The 23,676-nt window shown below is 56.8% G+C and carries 17 protein-coding genes; 12 read left to right on the plus strand and 5 right to left on the minus strand.

Going from position 1 to position 23,676, the window contains the following annotated elements; genetic code table 11:
- The first annotated feature begins 145 nt into the window (after nt 1-145).
- The 4 genes from OKC42_RS08825 (at nt 146) to pflB (ending at nt 7,092) form a co-directional block, all read left to right on the plus strand.
- Entirely contained in the window at nt 146-1,579 is a 1,434-nt protein-coding gene (locus OKC42_RS08825; RefSeq protein WP_021231363.1) for a glycoside hydrolase family 1 protein, read from the plus strand.
- Nucleotides 1,580-1,772: 193 nt separating this feature from the next.
- On the plus strand, nt 1,773-3,533 hold the full coding sequence (gene ycaO / locus OKC42_RS08830; RefSeq protein ID WP_270658731.1) for a 30S ribosomal protein S12 methylthiotransferase accessory factor YcaO: 1,761 nt from the start codon (nt 1,773-1,775) through the stop codon (nt 3,531-3,533).
- 381 nt (nt 3,534-3,914) lie between these two features.
- The gene (gene focA, locus OKC42_RS08835) at nt 3,915-4,763 is read left to right on the plus strand and encodes a formate transporter FocA (RefSeq protein ID WP_258720672.1); all 849 of its coding nucleotides are present in this window, start codon (nt 3,915-3,917) and stop codon (nt 4,761-4,763) included.
- Between the two features lie 46 nt (nt 4,764-4,809).
- Nucleotides 4,810-7,092, plus strand: a complete 2,283-nt coding sequence (pflB, locus tag OKC42_RS08840) for a formate C-acetyltransferase (RefSeq protein WP_005352571.1) — start codon at nt 4,810-4,812, stop codon at nt 7,090-7,092.
- Between the two features lie 539 nt (nt 7,093-7,631).
- Here pflB and OKC42_RS08845 read toward each other — a convergent pair.
- Together OKC42_RS08845 and OKC42_RS08850 are read right to left on the minus strand one after the other, a co-directional pair.
- Nucleotides 7,632-8,066 carry a YcgN family cysteine cluster protein gene (locus OKC42_RS08845; protein WP_164979952.1) on the minus strand — a complete coding sequence of 145 codons (435 nt, stop codon included), beginning with the start codon at nt 8,064-8,066 and terminating at the stop codon, nt 7,632-7,634.
- Between the two features lie 412 nt (nt 8,067-8,478).
- Entirely contained in the window at nt 8,479-8,964 is a 486-nt protein-coding gene (locus tag OKC42_RS08850; protein ID WP_005333614.1) for a cell division inhibitor, read from the minus strand.
- A 230-nt stretch (nt 8,965-9,194) separates the two neighbouring features.
- Here OKC42_RS08850 and OKC42_RS08855 point away from each other — a divergent pair, with 230 nt between their 5' ends.
- The gene (locus tag OKC42_RS08855; RefSeq protein ID WP_005333612.1) at nt 9,195-9,392 is read left to right on the plus strand and encodes a DUF4250 domain-containing protein; all 198 of its coding nucleotides are present in this window, start codon (nt 9,195-9,197) and stop codon (nt 9,390-9,392) included.
- A gap of 375 nt (nt 9,393-9,767) precedes the next feature.
- The gene (locus tag OKC42_RS08860) at nt 9,768-12,242 is read left to right on the plus strand and encodes a glycogen/starch/alpha-glucan phosphorylase (protein WP_270819499.1); all 2,475 of its coding nucleotides are present in this window, start codon (nt 9,768-9,770) and stop codon (nt 12,240-12,242) included.
- Between the two features lie 63 nt (nt 12,243-12,305).
- Here the strand turns inward: OKC42_RS08860 and OKC42_RS08865 are convergent, their stop codons facing one another.
- Both OKC42_RS08865 and trxC read right to left on the minus strand, forming a co-directional pair.
- The gene (locus OKC42_RS08865; RefSeq protein ID WP_005333606.1) at nt 12,306-13,688 is read right to left on the minus strand and encodes an SLC13 family permease; all 1,383 of its coding nucleotides are present in this window, start codon (nt 13,686-13,688) and stop codon (nt 12,306-12,308) included.
- A gap of 161 nt (nt 13,689-13,849) precedes the next feature.
- Entirely contained in the window at nt 13,850-14,284 is a 435-nt protein-coding gene (gene trxC / locus OKC42_RS08870; RefSeq protein WP_123172917.1) for a thioredoxin TrxC, read from the minus strand.
- 187 nt (nt 14,285-14,471) lie between these two features.
- Here trxC and OKC42_RS08875 point away from each other — a divergent pair, with 187 nt between their 5' ends.
- The 4 genes from OKC42_RS08875 to OKC42_RS08890 all read left to right on the plus strand — a co-directional run bounded on the left by OKC42_RS08875 (nt 14,472) and on the right by OKC42_RS08890 (nt 21,568).
- On the plus strand, nt 14,472-17,276 hold the full coding sequence (locus OKC42_RS08875) for a hybrid sensor histidine kinase/response regulator (RefSeq protein WP_129503902.1): 2,805 nt from the start codon (nt 14,472-14,474) through the stop codon (nt 17,274-17,276).
- Nucleotides 17,277-17,442: 166 nt separating this feature from the next.
- Entirely contained in the window at nt 17,443-19,179 is a 1,737-nt protein-coding gene (locus OKC42_RS08880) for an ABC transporter transmembrane domain-containing protein (RefSeq protein ID WP_270658733.1), read from the plus strand.
- The gene (locus OKC42_RS08885; RefSeq protein WP_270658734.1) at nt 19,176-20,927 is read left to right on the plus strand and encodes an ABC transporter transmembrane domain-containing protein; all 1,752 of its coding nucleotides are present in this window, start codon (nt 19,176-19,178) and stop codon (nt 20,925-20,927) included. The genes OKC42_RS08880 and OKC42_RS08885 overlap by 4 nt, the downstream gene beginning before the upstream one ends.
- 167 nt (nt 20,928-21,094) lie before the next feature.
- Nucleotides 21,095-21,568, plus strand: a complete 474-nt coding sequence (locus tag OKC42_RS08890) for a DUF4442 domain-containing protein (RefSeq protein WP_005352552.1) — start codon at nt 21,095-21,097, stop codon at nt 21,566-21,568.
- Nucleotides 21,569-21,601: 33 nt separating this feature from the next.
- Here the strand turns inward: OKC42_RS08890 and ybcJ are convergent, their stop codons facing one another.
- Entirely contained in the window at nt 21,602-21,835 is a 234-nt protein-coding gene (gene ybcJ, locus OKC42_RS08895) for a ribosome-associated protein YbcJ (protein ID WP_005361116.1), read from the minus strand.
- A 260-nt stretch (nt 21,836-22,095) separates the two neighbouring features.
- Between ybcJ and OKC42_RS08900 the strand changes: the two genes are divergently transcribed.
- Both OKC42_RS08900 and OKC42_RS08905 read left to right on the plus strand, forming a co-directional pair.
- Nucleotides 22,096-22,659, plus strand: a complete 564-nt coding sequence (locus OKC42_RS08900) for a VC2662 family protein (protein WP_005352548.1) — start codon at nt 22,096-22,098, stop codon at nt 22,657-22,659.
- Between the two features lie 84 nt (nt 22,660-22,743).
- The gene (locus tag OKC42_RS08905) at nt 22,744-23,520 is read left to right on the plus strand and encodes a DUF429 domain-containing protein (protein WP_270658735.1); all 777 of its coding nucleotides are present in this window, start codon (nt 22,744-22,746) and stop codon (nt 23,518-23,520) included.
- Nucleotides 23,521-23,676: the final 156 nt, after the last annotated feature.

Consider the following 23,676-nt stretch of genomic DNA (forward strand, 5'->3'; position numbering starts at 1 on the left):
TGGGAATGTTGAGTGGTCATATATGTCATTGGACGGAATTTTAGAAGTGTTGGATGCTTATGCCAATTCATTTCGGGTGCCCAGACAGGGGGCGCCGAGTTATCAGAGATGGTTGACACCATCAGCGCAGAAGGAGCAACACCAGATGCATCACCACAAGTTCAACGACTTCCCGAGCGATTTTCTGTGGGGCGCCGCCTCCGCCGCCTATCAGGTGGAGGGGGGCTGGAATGCCGATGGCAAGGGGCCCTCGGTGTGGGATCTCTTCACCAAGCTGCCGGGCAAGACCTTTGAGGGGAGCAACGGCGATGTGGCGGTGGATCACTACCACCGCATGGAAGAGGACGTGGCGCTGATGGCCGAGATGGGGCTCAAGGCTTACCGCTTCTCGGTGAGCTGGCCGCGCATCTATCCCACCGGTCGGGGGGAGGTGAACGAGGCGGGGCTGGCCTTCTACGAGAAGCTGATCGACACCCTCTTGGCCCACCAGATCGAACCGGTGCTGACCCTTTATCACTGGGATCTGCCGCAGGCGCTGCAGGATGAGTACGGCGGTTGGGAAGACCGACGCATTATCGAGGATTTCGAGCGCTACTGCGTGACCCTCTATCAGCGCTTTGCCGGCAAGGTGAAGTACTGGGTCTCTCTCAACGAGCAGAACTACAACCTGACCAACGCCTATCAGCTCGGCACCCATCCGCCGGCCGTGCAGGATCGCAAGCGCTTCTTTGCCGCCAACCACATCGCGTTTCTGGCCAATGCCCGGGTGATCAAGGCGTTTCGCCAGCATGTGCCAAATGGCCTCATCGGCCCGAGCTTTGCCTACTCCCCTGCCTATCCGGCGTCGTGCGATCCGAAAGATATGCTGGCCTATGAGAACGCCGAGGAGTTCAACAACCTCTGGTGGCTGGATGCCTACTGCTTTGGCCGCTATCCGCAGGCGGCGCTCGCTTACTTGCGGGAAAACGGCGAGGCACCCGAGATCCTGCCGGGCGATATGGAGCTGCTGCGCGAGGGGACGCCCGACTACATCGGCGTCAACTACTACTACACCCTGACCTACACTGATAACCCCTTGGGCGGTCAGACCCTGCAGCGGATCAACACCACCGGCAAGAAAGGCACTACGCCATCGAGCGGCATCCCCGGCCTCTACAAGACAGCGCCCAATCCGCACCTTGAGACCAGCAACTGGGATTGGGCCATCGACCCGACTGGTATGCGCATCGCCCTGCGTCGCCTCTCTTCCCGCTATGGCCTGCCGCTGATGATCACCGAGAACGGTCTTGGCGAGTTCGACAAGCTGGAGGCGGGCGACAAGGTGAACGATGAGTACCGCATCGATTACCTGCGCAGCCACGTCAAGGCGTGCCAGGAGGCGATGCAGGATGGGGTGGAATTGCTCGGCTACTGCGCCTGGTCGTTCACCGACATCCTGAGCTGGCTCAACGGCTACCAGAAGCGTTACGGCTTCGTCTATGTGGAGCGTGACGAGCAGGGGGGATCCCTTCGCCGGATCAAGAAAGCGAGCTTCCACTGGTACAGCCAGGTGATTGCGAGCCAGGGCAAGCAGCTCTGACGATGTATCGCGTCGCGTAACCAGCGGGCCCGGGCAATCCCCGGGCCCGCGCTGTTTGTGGTGGGGGAGAGGGGGCAAGCCGGTTTCTCACCGTGCGACTCATCCCTGTTTGCTGATTTTTGTCCTGCCAAAGCCGCCGACCCCTGCTATTATCTGCGGCCGAACATGAGCCAATAAAAATCAGGATATCGTGATGACTGACCACACTTTTATTCCCGGCAAGGACGCGGCGCTGGAAGACTCCATCGAACGCTTCCAGACCAAGCTGCAAGCCTTGGGCTTTGATATTGAAGAGGCCTCCTGGCTCAACCCCGTGCCGAACGTCTGGTCGGTGCATATTCGCGACAAAGAGTGCGCCCTCTGCTTCACCAACGGCAAGGGTGCCAGCAAGAAGGCGGCCCTCGCGTCTGCCCTTGGCGAATATTTCGAGCGTCTCTCCACCAACTACTTCTTCGCCGACTTCTATCTGGGCGAGCAGGTCGCCAACGGCGATTTCGTTCACTACCCGAACGAAAAGTGGTTCCCCATCGAGGGTGACCAGTTCCCGGCCGGTCTGCTCGACAGCTTCACTCGCAAGTTCTACAACCCGGACGGTGAAGTGACCGCCGACATGCTGGTGGATCTGCAGTCAAACAACGAAGAGCGCGGTATCGTCGCCCTGCCGTTCGAGCGTCAGTCCGATCACGAGACCGTCTACATCCCGATGAACATCATCGGCAACCTCTATGTCTCCAACGGCATGAGCGCTGGCAACACCAAGACCGAAGCGCGCACCCAGGCGCTCTCCGAGGTGTTCGAGCGCCACGTGAAGAACAAGATCATCGCCGAGGCCATCAGCTTGCCGCTGATCCCGGACGAGGTGATTGCCCGTTATCCGGGGATTGCCGCCTCCATCGCCGCCCTCGAAGCGGAAGGCTTCCCCATTTACAGCTTCGATGCCTCCCTCGGTGGCCGTTATCCGGTCATCTGCGTGGTGCTGCTCAACCCGAGCAATGGCACCTGCTTTGCCTCCTTCGGCGCCCACCCGCGCTTCGAAGTGGCCTTCGAGCGGACCGTCACCGAGTTGCTGCAGGGCCGCGGTCTCAAGGAGCTCGACGTATTCGTGCCACCGTCATTCGATAACGAACAGGTGGCGGATCACCACAACCTCGAGACCCACTTCATCGACTCCTCCGGCCTTATCAGCTGGGACCTGTTCAAGCAGGATGCGGACTTCGAGTTTGCCGACTGGGATTTCCGTGGCACCTCGCAGGAGGAGTTTGAGCACCTGATCGGCATCTTCCACGAGCTGGAACAGCCGGTCTATATCGCCGACTACGAGCATCTGGGTGTCTACGCCTGCCGCATTCTGGTGCCGGGCATGTCCGACATCTATCCGGCCGAAGATCTGCTGCTGGCCAACAACAACATGGGCGCCAACCTGCGCGAAGTGATCCTGGCACTGCCATCACTTGATTGGGATGCCGAGCAGTACATGGCGTTGTTTGATCAACTGGATGAAGAGGGGCACGACGAGCGTACCCGTGTACGCGAGCTGCTGGGCATCGCCGCTGCCAAGGGTACCGCGCTGCACACCCTGCGCGTTGGCGAGCTGAAAGCCATGCTGGCGCTGGCCGCCGGTGAGCTGGAGACCGCACTGGATCTCATCGACTGGACCATGGAGTTCAACCAGTCGGTGTTTACTGCCGAGCGTGCCAGCTACTACCGCGCCCTGCGTGCCTGCGTCGAGTTGTTCCTCGACGAGGAGCGGGATCCGGAGCAGTATCGCGCCGTCTTCACCCGCATGTATGGTGAAGAGACGCTGGCACAGGCATGGGCCAACGCCAGTGGCGAAGCTCGCTTCCACGGTCTGGAGGCGGCCGACCTGTCGCTCTCCCAGTTCCCGCTGCACCAGAAGCTGCTGGCGGCCTACGAGAAGCTGCAGAAGGCCAAGCGAGCCCATCACTGGGCGTGATTGTTGCTGTAAAGGAAGGGGCCGTGTGGCCCCTTCTGTTTATCGTGCGGCAAGGCACGGGATTGTTATTCAAAGATGAAATAAAAAACAAAAAATACCCCTAAGGGGGTTGATGGCAGGGCAGGGGATGTGCTGTCGATCTGCAAAGATATCTTGCCAATGCCACATTTCCATGCTCTAGAATAAATTCTTTAAAATCATTGCATTAAAAATGTGATATTTCTGTTTCAGCTGATACCTGGTGTAAAGTGGCGTAGCCATCGCACTAAAATATTTGTAGTAAAATTACAATCGCACTCTGATAAACTTGATCAATGTCAATTTTGGCTATTTGGCCCTTTGTTATGATTTCAACAGGCAAAACATTCAGGTAGAAAATAATTGAAAGCTGAATCTCCATTCGATTGTCTCAAGCCCGAAGCCATCGCTGCACTGGCTGAAGACATCACCTATGCCAAGGCTACCAAGCCGGCATACAAGGTCATTCCACTGGCCATTACCGCAGGCGCTTTCATCGCCATCGCATTTATCTTCTACATCACAGTGACGACCGGAACCGGTACCATGCCTTGGGGTATGGCCAAGTTGGTGGGCGGTCTCTGCTTCTCTCTCGGACTTATTCTCTGTGTGCTGCTCGGTGCCGAGCTGTTCACCTCCACCACCCTGACACTGGTGGCCAAGGCTGCCAATCGCATCAGCTGGGCTCAGCTGCTCAAGAACTGGGGTCTGGTCTACTTCGGCAACCTGATTGGCGGTCTGCTGATGGTGGCGCTGATCATCGTTTCTGCCGAGTACACGGCAGCAGACGGCCAGTGGGGCCTTAACGCCCTCAAAGTGGCCCAACACAAAATTCACCACACCTTCTTTGAAGCGGTGGCGCTGGGTATCCTCTGTAACCTGATGGTATGTCTTGCTGCCTGGATGGCCTTTGGTGCCCGCAGCGCGACTGACAAGGTAGTGGTTATGCTGCTGCCGGTTGCCATGTTCGTTGCCTCAGGTTTCGAGCACAGCATCGCAAACATGTTTATGATTCCGGTTGGTATCGCTATCCACAGCGTGGCTAGTCCGGAATTTTGGCAGGCCATCGGCCAGGATCCGGCAACCTTTGCTGACCTGACCGTATCCAACTTCGTCCTACACAACCTCATCCCCGTGACCATCGGCAATATCATCGGTGGTGGCGTGATGGTTGGTCTGACTTACTGGTTTATCTTCCGTCGTCATCATTAAGGATGATTGCGGGATACTACATCAATACCGTGTGAGGTAATGAAAAATGGCAGAACTTAACGAACAGTTCCAAAAAGCATGGGAAGGCTTCGCGGCCGGTGAATGGCAGACCTCTGTCAACACCCGTGACTTCATCCAGAAGAACTACACCCCGTATGAAGGTGACGAGTCCTTCCTGGCTGGCGCGACCGAAGCGACCACCAAGCTGTGGGACAAGGTCATGGAAGGGATCAAAATCGAGAACCGCACTCATGCGCCGGTTGATTTTGATACTGACCTGCCCTCCACCATTACCGCACACGATGCCGGTTATATCGATCAGAGCCTGGAGCAGATCGTTGGTCTGCAGACTGACAAGCCGCTGAAGCGCGCCATCATCGCCAACGGCGGTATCAAGATGGTTAAAACTTCTTGCGAAGTGTACGGTCGTCAACTGGACCCGATGGTCGAGAAGATCTTCACTGAATACCGCAAGACTCACAACCAGGGCGTGTTTGACGTTTACACCAAAGACATCCTGAACTGCCGCAAGTCTGGTGTTATCACCGGTCTGCCGGATGCCTACGGCCGTGGCCGTATCATCGGTGACTACCGTCGTGTTGCTCTGTACGGTGTTGACTTCCTGATGGCCGACAAACTGGCCCAGTTCAAGTCCCTGCAAGCTGACCTGGAAAACGGCGTCAACCTGGAAGCCACCATCCGTCTGCGCGAAGAGATCTCCGAGCAGCACCGTGCCCTGGCACAGATGAAGGTGATGGCTGCCAAGTACGGTTGCGATATCTCCGTACCGGCCAAGAACGCTAAAGAAGCCGTACAGTGGACCTACTTCGCCTACCTGGCGGCAGTCAAGTCCCAGAACGGTGCAGCCATGTCCTTCGGTCGTACCTCCAGCTTCCTGGACATCTACATCGAGCGTGACCTGCAGAAAGGCCTGATCACCGAGCAAGAAGCCCAGGAGCTGATGGACCACATGGTCATGAAGCTGCGTATGGTTCGCTTCCTGCGTACTCCGGAATACGATTCACTGTTCTCCGGCGACCCGATGTGGGCGACCGAGACCCTGGCTGGTATGGGCGTTGATGGCCGTACTCTGGTCACCAAGAACAGCTTCCGTATGCTGAACACCCTGTACACCATGGGCCCGTCCCCTGAGCCGAACTTGACCATCCTGTGGTCCGAGAAGCTGCCGGTCGGTTTCAAGAAGTACTGTGCCAAGGTATCCATCGAGACCTCTTCCGTTCAGTACGAGAACGACGATCTGATGCGTCCGGATTTCAACAACGATGACTACGCCATCGCTTGCTGTGTATCCCCGATGATCGTTGGTAAGCAGATGCAGTTCTTCGGTGCTCGTGCCAACCTGGCCAAGACCATGCTGTATGCAATCAACGGTGGTATGGACGAGAAGCTCAAGATCCAGGTCGGTCCGAAAACCGAGATGGTCAAGTCTGAGTACCTCGACTACAACGACGTAATGGATCGTCTGGACCACTTCATGGATTGGCTGGCCAAGCAATACGTTGCTGCGCTGAACATCATCCACTACATGCACGACAAGTACAGCTACGAAGCCTCTCTGATGGCGCTGCACGACCGTGACGTATATCGCACCATGGCGTGTGGTATCGCGGGTCTGTCCGTAGCCGCTGACTCCCTGTCTGCCATCAAGTACGCCAAGGTCAAGCCGATTCGTGACGAAGATGGCGTTGCTATCGACTTCGAAATCGAAGGCGAATACCCGCAGTTCGGTAACAACGACGCTCGCGTCGATGATATCGCCTGTGACCTGGTTGAGCGCTTCATGAAGAAGATTCAGAAGCTGAACACCTACCGTGGTGCTGTTGCTACCCAGTCTGTTCTGACCATCACCTCCAACGTGGTATATGGCAAGAAGACCGGTAACACCCCGGATGGCCGTCGTGCTGGTGCTCCGTTCGGCCCGGGTGCAAACCCGATGCACGGTCGTGACCAGAAAGGTGCTGTTGCTTCCCTGACTTCCGTAGCCAAGCTGCCGTTCGCTTACGCTAAAGATGGTATCTCCTATACCTTCTCCATCGTTCCGAACGCACTGGGTAAAGATATGGAAGCCCAGAAAGCCAACCTGGCTGGCCTGATGGACGGTTACTTCCACCACGAATCCAACGTAGAGGGTGGTCAGCACCTGAACGTTAACGTGATGAACCGTGAAATGCTGCTGGACGCCATGGAAAACCCGGAGAAATATCCGCAGTTGACCATCCGCGTATCCGGTTATGCCGTTCGCTTCAACTCTTTGACCAAAGAGCAACAGCAAGACGTCATCACCCGTACCTTCACTGCTTCTCTGTAATCGAGAGATAGTGAGCAAAAACCGGCGCCAAGGCGCCGGTTTTTTTATGCGTGCGATTCAGGGGGAGTAATCATCCCCTGTGAATCGCCCCCAGTTCCATCGCAACCACAACAGTTATTACTGGGGATTTGAAGAGGATCAAGGGGAGGGGCTCACCAGGATTGACCTAGGCACCGTCTGTAATGCGATTATGCTTTATTCGCGCTCTAAGGGGATAGGCGGTTGCTCTGCCTGCCATTGCATCAGTGTTGCTATGGCTCGTGGAACAGCTGATCAGGTTTAAGGGGTGAACAGAGGCGCCATCGCGGGTATCAAGCAATACCCATAAGCCTGTGACTATGGAATCATTCTCTGCCTCTGCCTCTGCCTCTGCCTCTGCCTCTGCCTCTGCCTCTGCCTCTATCTCTCTCAATGCGCAGCTGGGAGGGGGTCTGGTTTAGCCAGCCAGATATGTGTGAAGCTACAAACCCTGCTTACAGAAACAACAAGGGCTGCACATTGTGCAGCCCTTGCCTCTGGAGAATAGCGGGTTGAGCGTGTCAGCTGGCCCAGGTGATGATGTGATCGATCCATTCACCCGCCTGATCCTCGTGAATGACTTTGCCACGGACGGATTGACCAGCCTGATGCATAGCGGAACGACTGCCGGTCAGCAGAGGATGCCACTCTGGAAGAGCGTCACCTTCAGACAGCAGGCGATATGCGCAGGTTGAGGGGAGCCAGTCATATTCGGCGATCTTGTCATGGGTGATCTGCAGACAGTCAGGCTCTTTTTTGAAACGATTGGCGTAATCAGAGCACTGACAGGTCTTGGTGTTAAGCAAATTGCAGGCGACATTGGTGAAAACCAGTTCGTCGGTATCTTCATCGATCAGCTTGTTGAGGCAGCATTTTCCGCAACCATCGCAGAGGGATTCCCATTCGGATTCAGTCATCTGCTGCAGACTCTTGGTCTGCCAAAAGGGGGTTTGCATCATACCGCTCACTTATTACACCTGATAAAACGCGTGGTTATACCCCTTGTTACCCGGTATTTCAAGGAGAGGGTCACTCCGGTGGGCAAATTGTCGTGATCAGCTCAAATGAATGCAATGACTTTTAGCCTCATCATATTACTCAAACGGGTTCGCTGGTGGGCAGGAAGTCCCGCAGGTTTGAATACTTGGGCTGCATGATTGTCCAGTTCAGGTTTTATTTTCTGCTTCTTTATCCGTTACATCTTTTGATGTTTGTCTGCTTGCAGCAAGCAGGGTCAAATGATCTCCGATGCCTACCGTCAGGCTGTTGCACGCTTGTCTTTCAAATAAAGCCGCTGGTCACATATTGTTTGCGCCCTTCTGTCACTGCGACCCGCGGGAGAGCCTGCGTAGGCGTTCGTTTTTTGTCTTAATGATTGAGATAGATATCTTGCTCTGCATAGGCCAGCAGAGGTGTGCCGAGGTTAGTCCGTTTCGCGCCAAAGAAGCGGGTGAGTACGCCAGATTGCTGTCCCAGTCGCTGCAGCTTGACGTGATCCAGCTCGATCTGCTCGGGTAGCCAGGTAAATACGGCGGCGCAGTGACCATTGCCCAGACTGCGCTCCAGGGTTTGCTGCCAGTTCTTGATTTTGGGGCTATGTACCACCAGCACTCTCTTGGGATCGATACCTCGCTCTTCCAGACGGCTGACTGTGGGGCGTCCCGGCGGGGCGATCAACAAGATCCAGCCGGTATGAGCCTCCCCAAGCTTTGTCAGCTCGCTCAGAAACTGATCATCAGACTGGATAGTCACACCATAATGAGCCAACTCCGCTTTGCAGGCGGTTCTGGTTGGCCAGGGCTTGCTCATGACACGATTCATCGCAAAGGGCAGTGAGTGCAGGGGCTGGTTCATATATGGGCTTCCTGTATGAATATCCAAGCTGTATGTGCATACAGTAGTTCTATCCTGTGGCAGTGACAAGGTGTTTTTGCTGAAAAATGTGATGGTGTTGGCATGTGTCGTTAGTAAGGTTATGTTTTTAAACACTATTTAATATAAAGCTGGTTGGGTGTTTTTCGTACTATGGACAAACCTTGCGTAACCGCCCATGGTTATACAGGTCATTTACAGGAGGTGCCGCCATGGATATCAGTACCTTGCAACGTCTTGATGCCAACATCTTGCTGGGCATCATCAATGAGAAGCTAAGGCTTGAGTGTGACGGGTTGGAGGAGCTGCTGGCCTATTACGATATGAGTGAAGAGCAGTTGGCAGGACGTCTGGATCAGATTGGGTACCATTACGATCCATTGAGTAATCAGTTCAAGGCACATCTTTAAGGGTGCAATGATTGCTTCATATTTATACGGTAATTTTTCAGGCACATTGAAACCGGTTTCAATGTGCCGTCTTGCTGCCTATTTTCAGGGATTTTCAAGGCTTGGCAATCTCTGAAAACCTATTCATGCCAGAATATTTTTATTGTTTCATTAAGTTTATGATAATAAAGGGAATGTTTGTTTTTGTGCGATCAATTTAAGGAAAGGGTTTTCAAGCTTTTCAGGCTGTTTTTATCGGTTAAAGTGTGACTTGCGTTAACTTTTAATTCTGCCGCTTTAGTTAGTATTCTCACGCCGGTACATATTTTGAGATAACAACAGCGCCGGTCCCGCAAGCGGGATAACAATTTTATTTGTAACGAAGGAATATGGTTTATGGCTACCAAGAAGAAGACAGACCAGGATCTCCAACTGGATAAAGATCAGCTCAAGGCGAGTATCGTGCGTCACCTGCGTTCTACCTTGGGAACAAGCGAACAGAAAGCCTCTCCCGAAGCGTGGTGGAAAGCCACTGCTGCGGCTGTCAATGAACAGGTGTACGAGCGCCTGACCCGCACTCAGCAGACTCATTTCAAGAAAGATACTCGTGCGATTCACTATCTCTCTGCTGAATTCCTGATGGGACGATTGACTTCTAACAACCTGCACAACCTCTCCCTCTACAAGACTTGCGAAGAGGCGCTGGGCGAACTCGGTCTGGAACTGACCGACCTGTGCGAACAAGAGCCGGACATGGCACTTGGCAACGGCGGCCTGGGTCGTCTGGCTGCCTGCTTTATCGACTCGCTGGCCACTCTGAACTATCCGGCGGTTGGTTACGGTATCCACTACGAACACGGTCTGTTCCGTCAGGAAATCCAGGATGGCCGCCAGATCGAGCGTCCGGACTCCTGGCGTGAATATGGCAACCCCTGGGAGATCTGCCGCCCCGAGTCGGTGCAAGAAGTGCCGCTCTATGGCTACGTCGAGACCGTGTTTGGTGACAATGGCGGCCTGAAGAAGGTATGGCACGCCGGTCGCAAGATTAAAGGGGTGCCTTGGGATATTCCGGTGGTCGGTTTTGGCGGTCACACCGTCAACATCCTGCGTTTGTGGGAATCCCGCGCCTCCGAGTTTTTCGACTGGAACGTGTTCAACGCCGGTGGTTACATTGACTCCCAGGCTGAGAAAGCCCAGGCCGAGACCATCTCCAAGGTGCTGTATCCGAACGATGAGACCGATGCAGGTAAAGAGCTGCGTCTGATCCAGCAGTACTTCTTCTGTGCTTGCTCCATCAAGGACATCATGCGCCGCTACAAGCGGGTCCATGGCAGTGACTTCAGCAACTTTGCCGCGCAAATTGCCATTCAGCTCAACGATACTCACCCGACTGTCGCCATCCCGGAACTGATGCGGGTGCTGGTTGACGAGGAAGATCTGAACTGGGATGCCGCTTGGGCTATCTGCTATCAGGTATTCTCTTACACCAACCACACTCTGCTGCCGGAAGCGCTGGAGAAGTGGTCGGTCAGCCTGTTCGAGAAAGTACTGCCTCGCCATCTGGAGGTGATTTACGAGATCAACGCCCGCTTCCTGAACGAGTTGGTGGAGCCCAAGTGGCCGGGCAACGATGCCATCAAGGCCAAGCTCTCCATCATCGAAGAGGGAGATGTGCGCAAGGTTCGCATGGGCAACCTGTGCGTGATCGGTTCGTCCAAAGTGAACGGTGTGGCCGAGATCCACTCCAAGCTGGTGAAGGAAGATCTCTTCCCCGAGTATGCCGAGCTGTGGCCGGAAAAAATGTGCAACGTGACCAACGGGGTGACCCCGCGTCGCTGGCTGCTGGCGTGCAACCCGGAACTGGCTGGCCTCTACAACGAAGTAGTGGGCAAGGAGTGGCCGCTGCAACTGGACAAACTGCGTGGCGTGGTGAAGTTTGCCGACGACAAGGCGTTCCAGCAGCAGTTCATGACCATCAAGCGTCACAACAAAGAGAAGCTGGTCAAGGTCATAAAAGACGAAACCGGTATCGATGTCAGTGCCGAGGCGATCTTTGACGTTCAGATCAAGCGTCTGCACGAGTACAAGCGCCAGCAGCTGAACCTCATTCACATCATGGCACTCTATCGTCGTCTGCTGGCCAACCCGGACTATGACATGCACCCACGCGTGTTTATCTTCGGCTCCAAAGCGGCGCCCGGTTACAAGCTGGCCAAAGACATCATCTATGCCATCAACAAGCTGGCGGATCGGGTCAATAACGATGCTCGTATCCAGGGCAAGCTGAAAGTGGTGTTCATGCCGAACTATCGCGTGAGTCTGGCCGAGAAGCTGATCCCGGCGGCAGATGTCTCCGAGCAGATTTCCACTGCAGGTTACGAAGCATCCGGTACCGGCAACATGAAGATGGCACTCAACGGTGCAATCACCATCGGGACGCTGGATGGAGCCAACATCGAGATCGCTGAAGAGGCGGGTGCCGAAAACTGTGCCATCTTCGGTCTGAACGTGGACGAAGTGAAGTCGCTGAAGGCGCGCGGTTACAACCCGTACGACTTCTACTATGCCAACTCCGAGCTCAAAGCCGTGCTGGACTGGTTTGATACCGACTACTTCACGCCTGGTCGTCCGGGTGAGCTGGCCTCCATCAAGCGCTCCTTGCTGGAAGGGGGAGACCCTTACCTGACCCTGGCGGACTTCCAGTCCTACTCGGATGCACACAAGCTGATCGATACCTGGTATCGGGATCCGGCACTGTGGGCGAAGAAGGCCATCATCAACTCGGCCACCATGGGCAAGTTCAACTCCGACCGCTCTATTCAGGACTATGTGGATCGGATCTGGGATCTGAAGGCCTGCAGCATCGGCTAATCGGATTCATAAATGAGAAAACCCCCGCAATGCGGGGGTTTTTGTTTATTGGGGGGAGTTGGATCAGAGGATATCGCCAACGAAGTAGGCCAGCAGGGCGAGCAGCACGGTAAAGACCACGTTCAGAGCCATACCGGCTTTCATCATCTCCCTTTGGCGGATGTGGCCACTGGCGAAGACGATGGCATTTGGCGGCGTGGCGACTGGCAGCATAAAGGCACAGGAGGCACCGATAGCGATTAACACAGACATCACCACAGGTGATACACCAAGCGCCTCGGCGACACCGGCAAACAGGGGAACCAACAGTGCGGCGGTGGCGGTGTTGGAGACCAGTTCGGTCAGGAATACCACGAAGGCGGCCAGCATAAGCAACACGACAAAAATGTTAGCGTTGGAGAGCACGGCCGACAGATGGCTGGCCAGGAAGGCACTGGTACCGGTGGCCTTGAGAATGGCGCTCAGGGTCAGACCGCCGCCAAACAGCATCAGCACGCCCCAGTCGGTGTTCTGGTTGACGTCATCCCAGCTGGCGACACGGCTAACCACGATGGCTACGATGGCGCCCATGGCAATCAGGGTATCGAGTTGCGGAATACCGCCAAAGGCGTTGGAGATGGGTTGTGAGCCGATCCAGAGCACAACTGTGGTCAGGAAGATTGCCAGCGTCACTTTACGCTCGCGGGTCCAGTTGATGGTGACATCCTGGATCTCGACGCGGTGGCTGAGACGCGGGCGGGTTACCAGATAGAGCAGGGCAATGCCGCAGGGCATCAGGATCAGCACTACTGGAACACCGAATTTCATCCAGTCAGTGAAGCCAATCCCCATCTGGGCGGCTGCGATGGCGTTGGGTGGGCTACCCACCAGGGTACCGATGCCGCCGATACTGGCGCTGTAGGCGATCCCCAGCAATACGAAGACGAAGGTGGCGCGCTCTTTTTTGCTATCGAGGCGTGCCAGCATACCGATCGCCAGTGGCAGCATCATGGCGGTGGTAGCGGTGTTGCTGATCCACATCGACATGGCGGCTGTGATGGTAAAGAGCAGGATGACGCCCCAACCCAGATGACCATTGGCCAGGTGCATCACCTTGCCTGCCATCAGGGTATCCAGTCCCTGTTTGGAGAGGGCTGCCGCGAGGGCGAAACCGCCAAAAAAGAGGAACAGGATCGGGTTGGCAAAATCGGTGAGGGATTTGCTCATGTCAAACACCCCGAGCACGGTAGCCAGCAGGGGTACCAGCAGCGCGGTGATGGTGACGTGCAGTGCTTCGGTCAGCCAGAGGATGGCGATAAAGACCAGAATGCCCAGCCCCTTGTTGACCATGGGGTCAAACGGGAGCCAGGCGAGCATGGCACAAAGTAGCAAAACATCCAGGATGACGATCCCTGATTTGATGTCCAGCCAGCGAGATGGAGCAGAGGGTACAGCTGATGTGTGCATAATGTTCTCTCGGTTAATTTATGGTTGTTTTTGTGTTGCCGAGATTACATCCATTCACTTGTTTGAAACAGACTCACATGTTGAAAATCAGCCTCTACTCACATACTCATTGATAAAAATGAGGAAATGAACACATAAATAAAACATGTGCGAAATATAAATCAAACATCCATGAACTGTTCCAGCCACTGCTTGAACATGTTCTTGGGCAAGGATCCATTTATCTGGTTCACCAGTTTGCCCTGTTTGAAGACCATCAGGGTGGGGATGCTGCGAATGGCGTAACGGGCGGCAATGGTGCTCTGTTGCTCGGTATCGACTTTGGCAAAGCGCATCCGTGGTTCGAGTTCATGGGCAACCTCATGAAATACCGGAGCAAACTGCTGGCAGGGGCCGCACCAGCTGGCCCAGAAATCGACCACGACCGGGATATCTGAGTTGATCAGGGTATCGAAGTTATCCGCCTTCCCGAGGCAAGGGGTCTGGCTGAACAGGAGGGCTTTGCAGCGCCCGCATTTGGCAGATGTATCGATATGGGTAACGGGCAGGCGGTTCCTGGTAAAGCAGTGGCTACAATAAGTAGTGATAAATGACATAATTGGTTCCTTCTAAATCAGCTCTGGCCGGGGATATGATGAGAAGCCAGAATGAAGCAATCGCGAAACAATAGCGAAATATCAGAGCAATAACGGTAACACAGTGCCCAGCGGGAGTGGATAATTCCCCCAGGGTTCATTGCCTGACCGGATAATTCAGCGACCACCAGATGAGAGTCGAGACGGGATGAATAAAGGATCACGGAAAAACCGTGCTGTGCCAGGGCTGATCGTTGCCTTGCTGCTCGCCTTTTCGGGCTACTGCTGGCAGTCGCTCAGTCAGCAGCAACAGGCCCACGACCTGAACGACGCGGCCGAGGTGGTACTGAACCGGATCAACGCCGATACCGTCTATCTGCTTGGGCGGGAGCAGGCCAATGACAGCAATGTCCAGCAGCGCCTGAACCAGTTATCCATCACCCTTGACGGTTTTGTACGGGAAGTCAGAAGCGATCCCGAGCTGGTGCAAGACGATCTCTCCCAGGCACTGCTTGAGGACATGGACACCTATCTGATGGCGCTGGCCAGGCTTCATGCCATTGAGATGGCTATCGAGTATCTCAATGCGCCCCTGCAGGCCCAGATTCAAAAGGTGCGGGGGATAAGCCCGTCAGACAGTGCGCTTCATCGCGACCTGGAGGAGCTGGCGCAACTGAGCAACTATCTGCAGCGCAGTTGGGACAAACGTGAACAGACTACGCTGGATCTGCTGCAACAGCAGTTGCAATCCCGTTATGGCAACTTGCCGGAGATCGCGACCCTGATCCGCCTGAGCAAGGAGATGAGCCAGCAGGTGATGGCCTATCACACCTTGCGTTACCAGCTCATCGACATGCATGTGATCGAGAGTTTGGTGCGCTGGAAACTCGACAAGCTGGAGCGCGCCTCCTCTTTGATGAATCGCTTTTATCTGATGGTGCTGTGCGGAGCTTTGATCTGCTTTGCGCTGGTGGCCTTCACCCTGTGGCGCCGTAACCAGAAGCTGAGCGAACTGTCGCGCCAGACCGGCTTGCTGGCCCAGGCCAAAAGCGATTTTCTGGCCAACATGAGCCACGAGATCCGCACCCCCATGAATGCCATCATAGGTTTTAGCTCGCTGGCACTGCAGACTGAACTGGATCAACAACAGCGGGACTATCTGGGCAAGATCAAATCCTCATCCGATACCCTGCTGCTGCTGATCAACGACATCCTTGATTTGACCAAGGTGGAGTCCGGCAAGCTGACGTTGGAGGAGATCGACTTCGATCTCAGCGAGCAGCTCGATTCGCTGGCGGGCATGTTTGCCGATCTGGCGGAGCGCAAGCACGTGGAGGTGGTTATTCGCAAGTCACCGGAGGTACCGGTCTTCTTGCGTGGAGATCCCCTACGATTGGGGCAAGTACTGGTCAATCTGGTGAACAACGCCATCAAGTTTACCGAACGCGGTGAAGTCGAAGTCTGCATCGAGCTGGCCAATCCTCACCCAATGCGGATCCGCTTCAGTGTGCGCGATACCGGCATCGGCATTGCCGAAGAGAAGCAGACCCAACTGTTTCAGGCGTTTACCCAGCTGGAGGCGGGCAATACCCGCAAATATGGCGGCTCGGGTCTTGGGCTCAACATCTCCCAGCGGCTGGTGGAGCTGATGGGGGGGCGGATCACCGTAGAGAGCAAGCCTGGCGTCGGCTCTCTGTTCAAGTTCGATATCCCGATGGCGCAGGCGGTCTACGGCGTGGCTGGACGGAAAGTATTCTTCGAGAACCAGCCGCTGGTGATGGTGATGGATGACAACGAACTGGTGCTGGATCTGGCCCGGGACATTCTGACTCGGGCTGGTGTGCGGGTGCTGCCGGTCAACTCCCTTTCCCGTGCCCGTCAACTGCTCCGTGAAGAGGGACCGAATCTGCGGTTGGCGATCCTCGACTGGCGCATGGGTCAGGAGGATGGGCTCGATCTGGCGCTGGAGATGTATCAGCACAGCCAGTGGCGGCGGATCCCCATCCTGATGATCAGCGCCTGGGCCAGAGAGGGGCTACACGCTAGGATGGACAGCATGGGGTTGACCCATTTTCTGCCCAAACCGATGACCGAAAATGCCCTGCTGGCCAAGGTGGACGAGCTGCTTAACGGCAGCTCCTACGAACTCAACCTGCGCAAGGCAGAGGCACAGGGGGATCAGCAACACTTCAAATCCCTGTTGCAGGGTACCCGAGTGCTGTTGGCGGAAGATAACCGGGTCAATCAGCAGCTCATCATCGAGTATCTGCGGCGCGTCGATGCGGTAGTGTGTGTGGTCAGCAATGGTCGGGAGGCGGTGGAGCGGGTCGCCGAGCAGCCTTTTGACGTGATCCTGATGGATTTGCAGATGCCGGTGCTGGACGGACTCGATGCCACCCGCCAGATCCGCAAGATGGTCGACAAACACGATGTGCCCATCATTGCCCTCACCGCCAGTGCAATGCCCGGTGACAAGGAGCGTTGCCTGGGGGTGGGGATGAATGGCTATGTCACCAAGCCGGTGAGCAAGCTGGATCTCTACAACAACCTGCTGCAGTGGGTAAAGCCGCAAGGGGTGGAGCAGGCGGGGATCATGGAGGTGAAACCGCCGGATATGATCGGGATCCTCGATCTGCAGGATGCCCTCAAGCGGCTGGAGCAGGACAAGGAGGCGTTGCAGATCCTGTTCAAGCTGTTCATGTCGGAGCACAAGGACGATCTGTGGGAGATCCGCTCCGCCCTGCGCCGTCAGCAGCCCGAGGTGGCCAGCAAGCTGCTGCACACCCTCAAGGGGGTGTCTGCCAATATCTCGGCGGCCCGTCTGCAATTGGTGGCTGGCGAGCTGGAGTGGCGCTTGCGGCAAAACGAGGTGCTAAGCGAGACGGATCTGGAGCAGTTGCAACAGGTGTTCAGCCAGACCCGGGAAGAGGTGTCACACTTCCTGTTGACCGGTGAGCAGCATGAAAATTCGTATAATCCCTATTCATCAGGGGATGATCGCATGTCACAGTGAATTAAATAGTAATTATTCTCAACCATCCCGGTTCGGGATATGATGAGCTTTCGTTCGAATCGCCTCCAGCCGGAGGCGATTGTTTTCATTCTTCTATTTCTGCGTGGCTTCTCTGATGGCCGCTCCTTGGAGCGGTCACGGGCAGATAGCGCTAAAGGTTGGTGGTGTGAGCGTATTTCTACGATTGAGCTGGTTTTTCAAGGAGCAGTGGCCCCGTTATCTGGCTGCTATCTCCCTGCTGCTGATGGTGGCCCTGTTGACCGTTATTCCGCCCAAAGTGGTGGGCTGGGTGGTGGATGGCATCACCAAGGGCGGTCTCGACAATGGTACCCTGATGCGCTATCTGGCGGGGCTGTTTGGTCTGGGTGTGCTGATTTATCTGCTGCGCTACGTCTGGCGGGTGATGCTGTTTGGTGCCTCTTACCGTCTGGCCTATGTGTTGCGCAATCGCCTTTTCAGCCATTTCACCCGGATGAGCCCCGATTTTTATCAGCGCCACCGTACTGGCGATTTGATGGCCCATGCCACCAATGACATTCAGGCTGTGGAGATGACCGCTGGCGAAGGGGTGCTGACTCTGGTGGACTCCATCATGGTCGGGGTATTGGTGCTCTCCATCATGTGCAGCCAGTACTCCTGGCAGTTGACGCTGGTCTCCTTGCTGCCGCTGCCGGTGATGGCCTATTTCATGAACCGCTTCGGCACCCAGATCTACACCCAGTTCAAGGCGGCGCAAGGGGCCTTCTCCAGGCTCAACAACAAGACCCAGGAGGCCCTTTCCGGCGTACGGGTGTTGAAATCCTATGCGGTTGAATCGCTGGAAGATGAAGGCTTTGCTGAGCTGACCAAACAGGCGGGGGAGCGCAATATGGCGGTGGCCCGCATCGATGCCAAATTCGATCCGGTCATCTATCTCTGTATCGGTTGCTCCTACTTCCTCGCGGTGGCGGGGGGCAGTGTGCTGGTGCTGCGCGATGAGCTGACCCTGGGTGAGCTCACCAGCTTCACCATGTACCTCGGCCAGCTGATCTGGCCGATGTTTGCCATCGCCTGGCTGTTCAACATCATCGAGCGGGGCAGCGCCGCCTACTCCCGTATCGAAAGCCTGCTTGGGGAGCGCAGCGATATCGAAGAGCCCGCCCAGCCGGCGGTGTTTACCTCTGCCTTTCCTTTGCAGATCAAGGGGGTGAGTTATCAACTTGAGCAGCGCACCCTGCTTGCGGATATCGACGTTACCCTCAAGCAAGGGGGGATGCTCGGGGTGGTGGGGCGCACCGGGGCAGGCAAGAGCTCCCTGCTCAAGCTGTTGATGCGCCTTGCCAATCCGACTCACGGTTCGATTGTCATGTGTGGCGTTCCGATTGACCAGCTGCCGCTCGCCACACTGCGCAGCCAGTTTGCCTATGTGCCGCAGGAGCCATTCCTGTTTTCCACCACTATCGCCGCCAATATCGCCCTCGGCAAACCCGATGCGAGCCGCGAGGAGGTCGAACGGGTGGCGCGCATTGCCTGTGTCCACGATGATATTGTGCGTTTCCCCAAGGGCTATGAGACCGAGGTGGGGGAGAAAGGGGTGACCCTCTCCGGCGGCCAGAAACAGCGGCTGGCCATTGCCCGCGCCCTGCTGCTGGAGGCGCCCATTCTGGTGCTCGATGATGCGCTCTCGGCGGTAGATGCCCACACCGAGCAGCAAATTCTGCATGCCCTCAAGGCCCATCGTCGCACCCTGATCCTGGTCAGCCATCGCATGACGGCGGTGGAGCAGGCCGACGAGATCCTGGTGCTGGAGCAGGGGGCCGTTAGCGAGCGGGGTCATCACGGTACCCTGATGGCGCACAATGGCTGGTATGCAGATATGGTGCGTTACCAGCGTCTCGAAGAAGCGGTGGAGGAGAGCCTGTGAATCCGACCATTAAACGACTGCTCGCCTACTGCGCCCAGTATCCCCGCTGGCTTATTCAGGCGGGGATCTGTTTGCTGCTTGCCACCGGCGCCGAAGTGGCCGGGCCGCTGCTGATCAAGCTCTTTATCGATGACTATCTGGCGCCTCGCAATATCGTGCTGCCTACCATAGCTCTGATCGCAGCGGGCTATCTGGGCTTACAGGTACTCTCGGCGGCGGGTTTCTATTTGCAATCCTTGAGCTTCAATCGCATCGCTCAGGCGGTGGTGCAAACCCTGCGCGAGCAGGTATTTGCCACCGCCATCCGGTTGCCAGCCCGCTATTTTGACAAGCATCGCTCCGGCTCGCTGATTTCCCGCATCACCAACGACACCGAAGCGATCATGAACCTCTATGTGCAGGTGATCGGCTTGCTGGTGCAAAAGGTGGTGCTGTTGTGCGGCATCCTCATCTCCATGGCGCTGCTGGATCTGCGGCTGATGCTGGTCTGCTCCCTGTTGCTGCCCGCTGTGGGCGGGGTGATGTGGCTCTACCAGAAACTGAGTGTGCCGGTGGTGCGAGCAACCCGCAGTCTGCTCTCCGACATTAACAGCCGCCTCAACGAGTCGCTGCAGGGGATGCCGGTCATTCAGGCTATGGTGCAGGAGCGACACTTTGCCAACGCCTTTGCCGAGGTGAACCAGCAGCACTGGTCGGCACGGATCAAGAGCCTCAAGATCAACGGCATTTTGCTGCGTCCGCTCATCGATCTCTTCTACATGATGGTGCTGATTGGCCTGTTGGCGCTGTTCGCCCACGAGGGGGTGAGCCACGCTGGTGCCATTCAGGTGGGGGTGCTCTACGCCTTTATCAGCTATCTGGGGCGGATGATCGAGCCGCTCATCGAGATGACCAACCAGCTTAACCAGCTGCAGCAGGCGATGGTGGCGGGGGAGCGTGTCTTTGCTCTGCTCGATGAAACCCGCGAGAGCACCGATGGCGAGATGATCGCGCTGGAAGGGCGGGTCAGTTTCGAGCGGGTGAGCTTCTCCTACGATGGTGAGCAACAGGTGCTGCGGGAGGTCAGCTTTGCCGCAAAACCGGGCCAGATGCTGGCGCTGGTGGGCCATACCGGCAGCGGCAAGTCCACCATCATCAGCTTGCTGATGGGCTTCTATCCGCTGGATCAGGGGCAGATCCGCTTCGATGAGCACGCACTGGATACCCTGTCGCTGGCGGCTGTGCGCCGCAGCATCGGGCTGGTGCAGCAAGATCCTTTTATCTTCGTCGGCACCCTGGCGGAGAACCTGCGTCTCGGCCGCGCCGGAATAGACGAAGCGCGGCTCTGGCAGGCGTTGAGCGAGGTGCAGTTGGCCGAGTTTGTGCGCAGCTTGCCACAGGGGATCAACACCTTGATGGAGGAGGGGGGCAAGAACCTCTCCGCCGGTCAGCGGCAACTGCTCTCCTTTGCCCGCGCGCTGGTGGGGGATCCGCGTATCCTCATTCTGGATGAAGCAACGGCGAGTGTGGACTCTCAGACCGAGCTGGCGCTGTCGCAGGCGATCTCTGCCGCCCGTCGTGGCCGCACCACCATCGCCATCGCCCACCGCCTCTCGACCATCGTCGATGCGGACGAGATCCTGCTGCTCTCCCGCGGTCAGGTGAGCGAGCGGGGTACCCATGGTGAGTTGATGGCCCTCGGCGGTCACTATGCCCAGCTGTTCGAGATGCAGAGTCAGGGGGCCTGGCTGGAAGAGAAGCGCGCCTGATCGGCACATTTGCTGTAACAGCGACATGAGCGAAAAGAGGGAACCGGTGCGGTTCCCTCTGTTTTTTTGGGTTGGGCAAAAGGTCGTAACCGTGATCCCTGTGCTTGTCGAATGGCGCAGATGCAGGCAACATGTTGTTTACATTAACTCATCGGATCAGTTCGCATATGGATTTGCAACGCTTCAAAGCCAATCTGGCGCTCCGGCTGTTTGCCTGGCGCTATATTCCCGTCATCGGGTTTTGTGCCCCGATCATCGAAGAGATGAACGCCAAGGCGCTGCGCATCCGCATTCCCCTTGGCTGGCGTACCCGCAACCACCTGGGCAGCATGTATTTTGGCGCGCTGGCGACCGGCGCCGATCTGGTAGGTGGTCTACTGGTGATGGAGAAGGGGCGGCAGCGGCGCAAGAAGGTGCACTTCGCCTTCAAAGATGTGCAGGGGGAGTTTTTGAAACGACCGGAGGGGGATGTGCAGTTCGACTGCGCAGCGGGGGAGGAGATCGATGCCATGATCGACGAGTCGTTGGCAAGCGGTCAGCGCATTAATCGCCCCATCCGGGTGGTGGCAACCTGTCCGTCATTGAACGGGGATGAGGCGATGGCGCGTTTTGTGCTGACCCTGTCGATCAAGGCCAGCTAGCGGGTTGCCGGAGAGTGGCCCCCCGAGACGGGGTTAGCCAATCTCCGGGCTGACGCCCTCTTTCACCACGACCTTCATGCCGTTGAAGTTGACCACCTGTTCGGCCACGATCTTGCAGCGCTTGCGGGTCTCCACCTGACCGTCCACCTCGACCAGCCCTTCGGCAACGAGGGCTTTGGCGGCGCCGCCACAATCGGCCCACCCCTGATGTTTGATAAGGTCACACAAGGCAACGAAGGGGTGACCTTCGAGCAGAAACGTCTCCATGGGAAATCCTCTAGATGGATGAATGCCGGATACAGCAGGGCGACTATTTTAGGCAGTTCGCTCAGGCAAAGAAAGGAAGAGGAACCACTCGCTGTGAAAAAGTGGCCGATTGTCCTTGAGGTGGCGCTTTCGCAAGTCCTGATGGAGAGGTGAGAGGGCCACCCGTGACGTATCGTGACGCACCTCGTCCCTGCTGGTGTGCCCACACTCTCCCCTGACTGTTAGGATCGGGCCACTCTCAATGGCCCAAGGAACTTCCCATGACACTCTCCCGCCTGCTGCTGGCATGCAGCGCCCTTACTCTGTGCGGTGTCGCGCAGGCCAGTACTCCGGTGCAGGTCTCGCTGCCCGGGGTCAATTTGCCCGCGTCCCATCAGGTGGAAGGGGCGCGCGCCTCGCTGCTCTACGGTCGGACCGGTCAGGTGAAGGGTATTGATCTGCCGATCTTCGCCCTCTCAGATGTGGATCAGTTCAGCGGCCTGCAGCTCGGGGTATTCCTGGGTGCTGGCCGGGTGCGCCACCAGTTTGGCGGGGTCGCCATCAACGCCATCAACTGGCACGAAGGGCAGGATACCGGCGTCAATCTGGGGCTGGTCAATCTGACCAACAATGTGCAGGGGCTCAACTGGGGGGCGGTCAATATCGCCAAGGGCAATGCGCTGGCCAACGTTGGCTTTGTCAACTATGCCGAGCGTACCACCTTCCAGATTGGCTTTATCAATGCCACCAAGCACCTCGATGGCTTGCAGATCGGGCTGGCCAACTATGCCGCCAACGGCGTGTTCCCCATTCTGCCACTGGTGAACTTCCAGAAATCGTTCTGACCAAGGCAGTTCGCTTTGCGTTAAAGGCATCTGCTGATTACCCTGTGCCTCTTGCAACTTGTGACAGGCGAACAGAGGTAATTGATGACGGCAGGGCAGATGAGTGCAATCGGGATCGGCTGGGATGTGCGTGGCTGGCAGGGCAGTGCCCAGGCGGTGGCCGTGGTGGGCTGGCAGGCCGAATCCAACCGCCTGCACTGGCTCGGGGTGTCGCCGCTGTTTCGCTTGAGCTCGCGGGTGGCGCCGGATCTGGCCGCTCTGCTGCGTCCGGCCCTGCAAAACGAGCTGACCCTGATGCAGGTAGAAGCCTGCCCGCAACTGGCGCTCGGTATCGATGCGCCGCTTGCCTTTTCCCGCGCCTTGCGGGATCTGCTCAACGGCCAGCCACACAGCTGCGCAGTGCCCGAGCGGGAGATAGACAACCCCTACGCCTACCGCGACTGCGAGCGCTGGCTGTATCAGCAATACGGCAAGAAGCCGCTCTCGGCTATCTTCGACCGGCTCGGCAACAACGCTACCCTGGCGCTCTCCATGCTGCCGCGGCTCTCGGATCTGCAACTGGTGCCGACCGTTGCCCCGAAGGCCAGTCGTGCCGTGCTGGAGGTCTATCCGGCATTGGCCAAAGTGGGCGGCAAGGCATCCCCTGCCAGACCCGAGCTGGCGGCGCTGCTGCCTGCCGATGTGGTGACGGATACGGATCGCTACGATGCGGCGCTGTGCGCCCTGATGGCGCTGCAATATGCCGCTGGTGGCAAGGTGACGGTATTGCCTGAGCTGATTTCGCCACCCAGTGACATGCCGTGTGATGAGGGATGGGTCTATCACTTTGCCCGTCATGGCGTTGAGCACAACGGCATGTGATGGACGGTGACGCGGCGCATCATGGCGCCGCTCATCCTGTCGATGCGGGCCAAATGGCGCAAAAAACCTGTCTTTAGTCAGGAAATTGCCTGTTCATCCCGCGCCAAGGTGGCGCATCGTTATCTTCATCCGATATATTGCCCACCTTGCTGATCC

Source organism: Aeromonas sp. Y311-2, from assembly GCF_027706025.1.
Taxonomy (GTDB): Bacteria; Pseudomonadota; Gammaproteobacteria; order Enterobacterales; family Aeromonadaceae; genus Aeromonas; species Aeromonas veronii.

Excerpts from the sequence above, each read along its gene's own strand:
- OKC42_RS08825 (WP_021231363.1), top strand. The coding sequence starts at position 146 with ATGCATCACCACAAGTTCAACGACTTCCCGAGCGATTTTCTGTGGGGC.
- ycaO (WP_270658731.1), top strand. The coding sequence starts at position 1,773 with ATGACTGACCACACTTTTATTCCCGGCAAGGACGCGGCGCTGGAAGAC.
- pflB (WP_005352571.1), top strand. The coding sequence starts at position 4,810 with ATGGCAGAACTTAACGAACAGTTCCAAAAAGCATGGGAAGGCTTCGCG.
- OKC42_RS08845 (WP_164979952.1), bottom strand. The coding sequence starts at position 8,066 with ATGCAAACCCCCTTTTGGCAGACCAAGAGTCTGCAGCAGATGACTGAA.
- OKC42_RS08850 (WP_005333614.1), bottom strand. The coding sequence starts at position 8,964 with ATGAACCAGCCCCTGCACTCACTGCCCTTTGCGATGAATCGTGTCATG.
- OKC42_RS08855 (WP_005333612.1), top strand. The coding sequence starts at position 9,195 with ATGGATATCAGTACCTTGCAACGTCTTGATGCCAACATCTTGCTGGGC.
- OKC42_RS08860 (WP_270819499.1), top strand. The coding sequence starts at position 9,768 with ATGGCTACCAAGAAGAAGACAGACCAGGATCTCCAACTGGATAAAGAT.
- OKC42_RS08865 (WP_005333606.1), bottom strand. The coding sequence starts at position 13,688 with ATGCACACATCAGCTGTACCCTCTGCTCCATCTCGCTGGCTGGACATC.
- trxC (WP_123172917.1), bottom strand. The coding sequence starts at position 14,284 with ATGTCATTTATCACTACTTATTGTAGCCACTGCTTTACCAGGAACCGC.
- OKC42_RS08875 (WP_129503902.1), top strand. The coding sequence starts at position 14,472 with ATGAATAAAGGATCACGGAAAAACCGTGCTGTGCCAGGGCTGATCGTT.
- OKC42_RS08890 (WP_005352552.1), top strand. The coding sequence starts at position 21,095 with ATGGATTTGCAACGCTTCAAAGCCAATCTGGCGCTCCGGCTGTTTGCC.
- ybcJ (WP_005361116.1), bottom strand. The coding sequence starts at position 21,835 with ATGGAGACGTTTCTGCTCGAAGGTCACCCCTTCGTTGCCTTGTGTGAC.
- OKC42_RS08900 (WP_005352548.1), top strand. The coding sequence starts at position 22,096 with ATGACACTCTCCCGCCTGCTGCTGGCATGCAGCGCCCTTACTCTGTGC.
- OKC42_RS08905 (WP_270658735.1), top strand. The coding sequence starts at position 22,744 with ATGACGGCAGGGCAGATGAGTGCAATCGGGATCGGCTGGGATGTGCGT.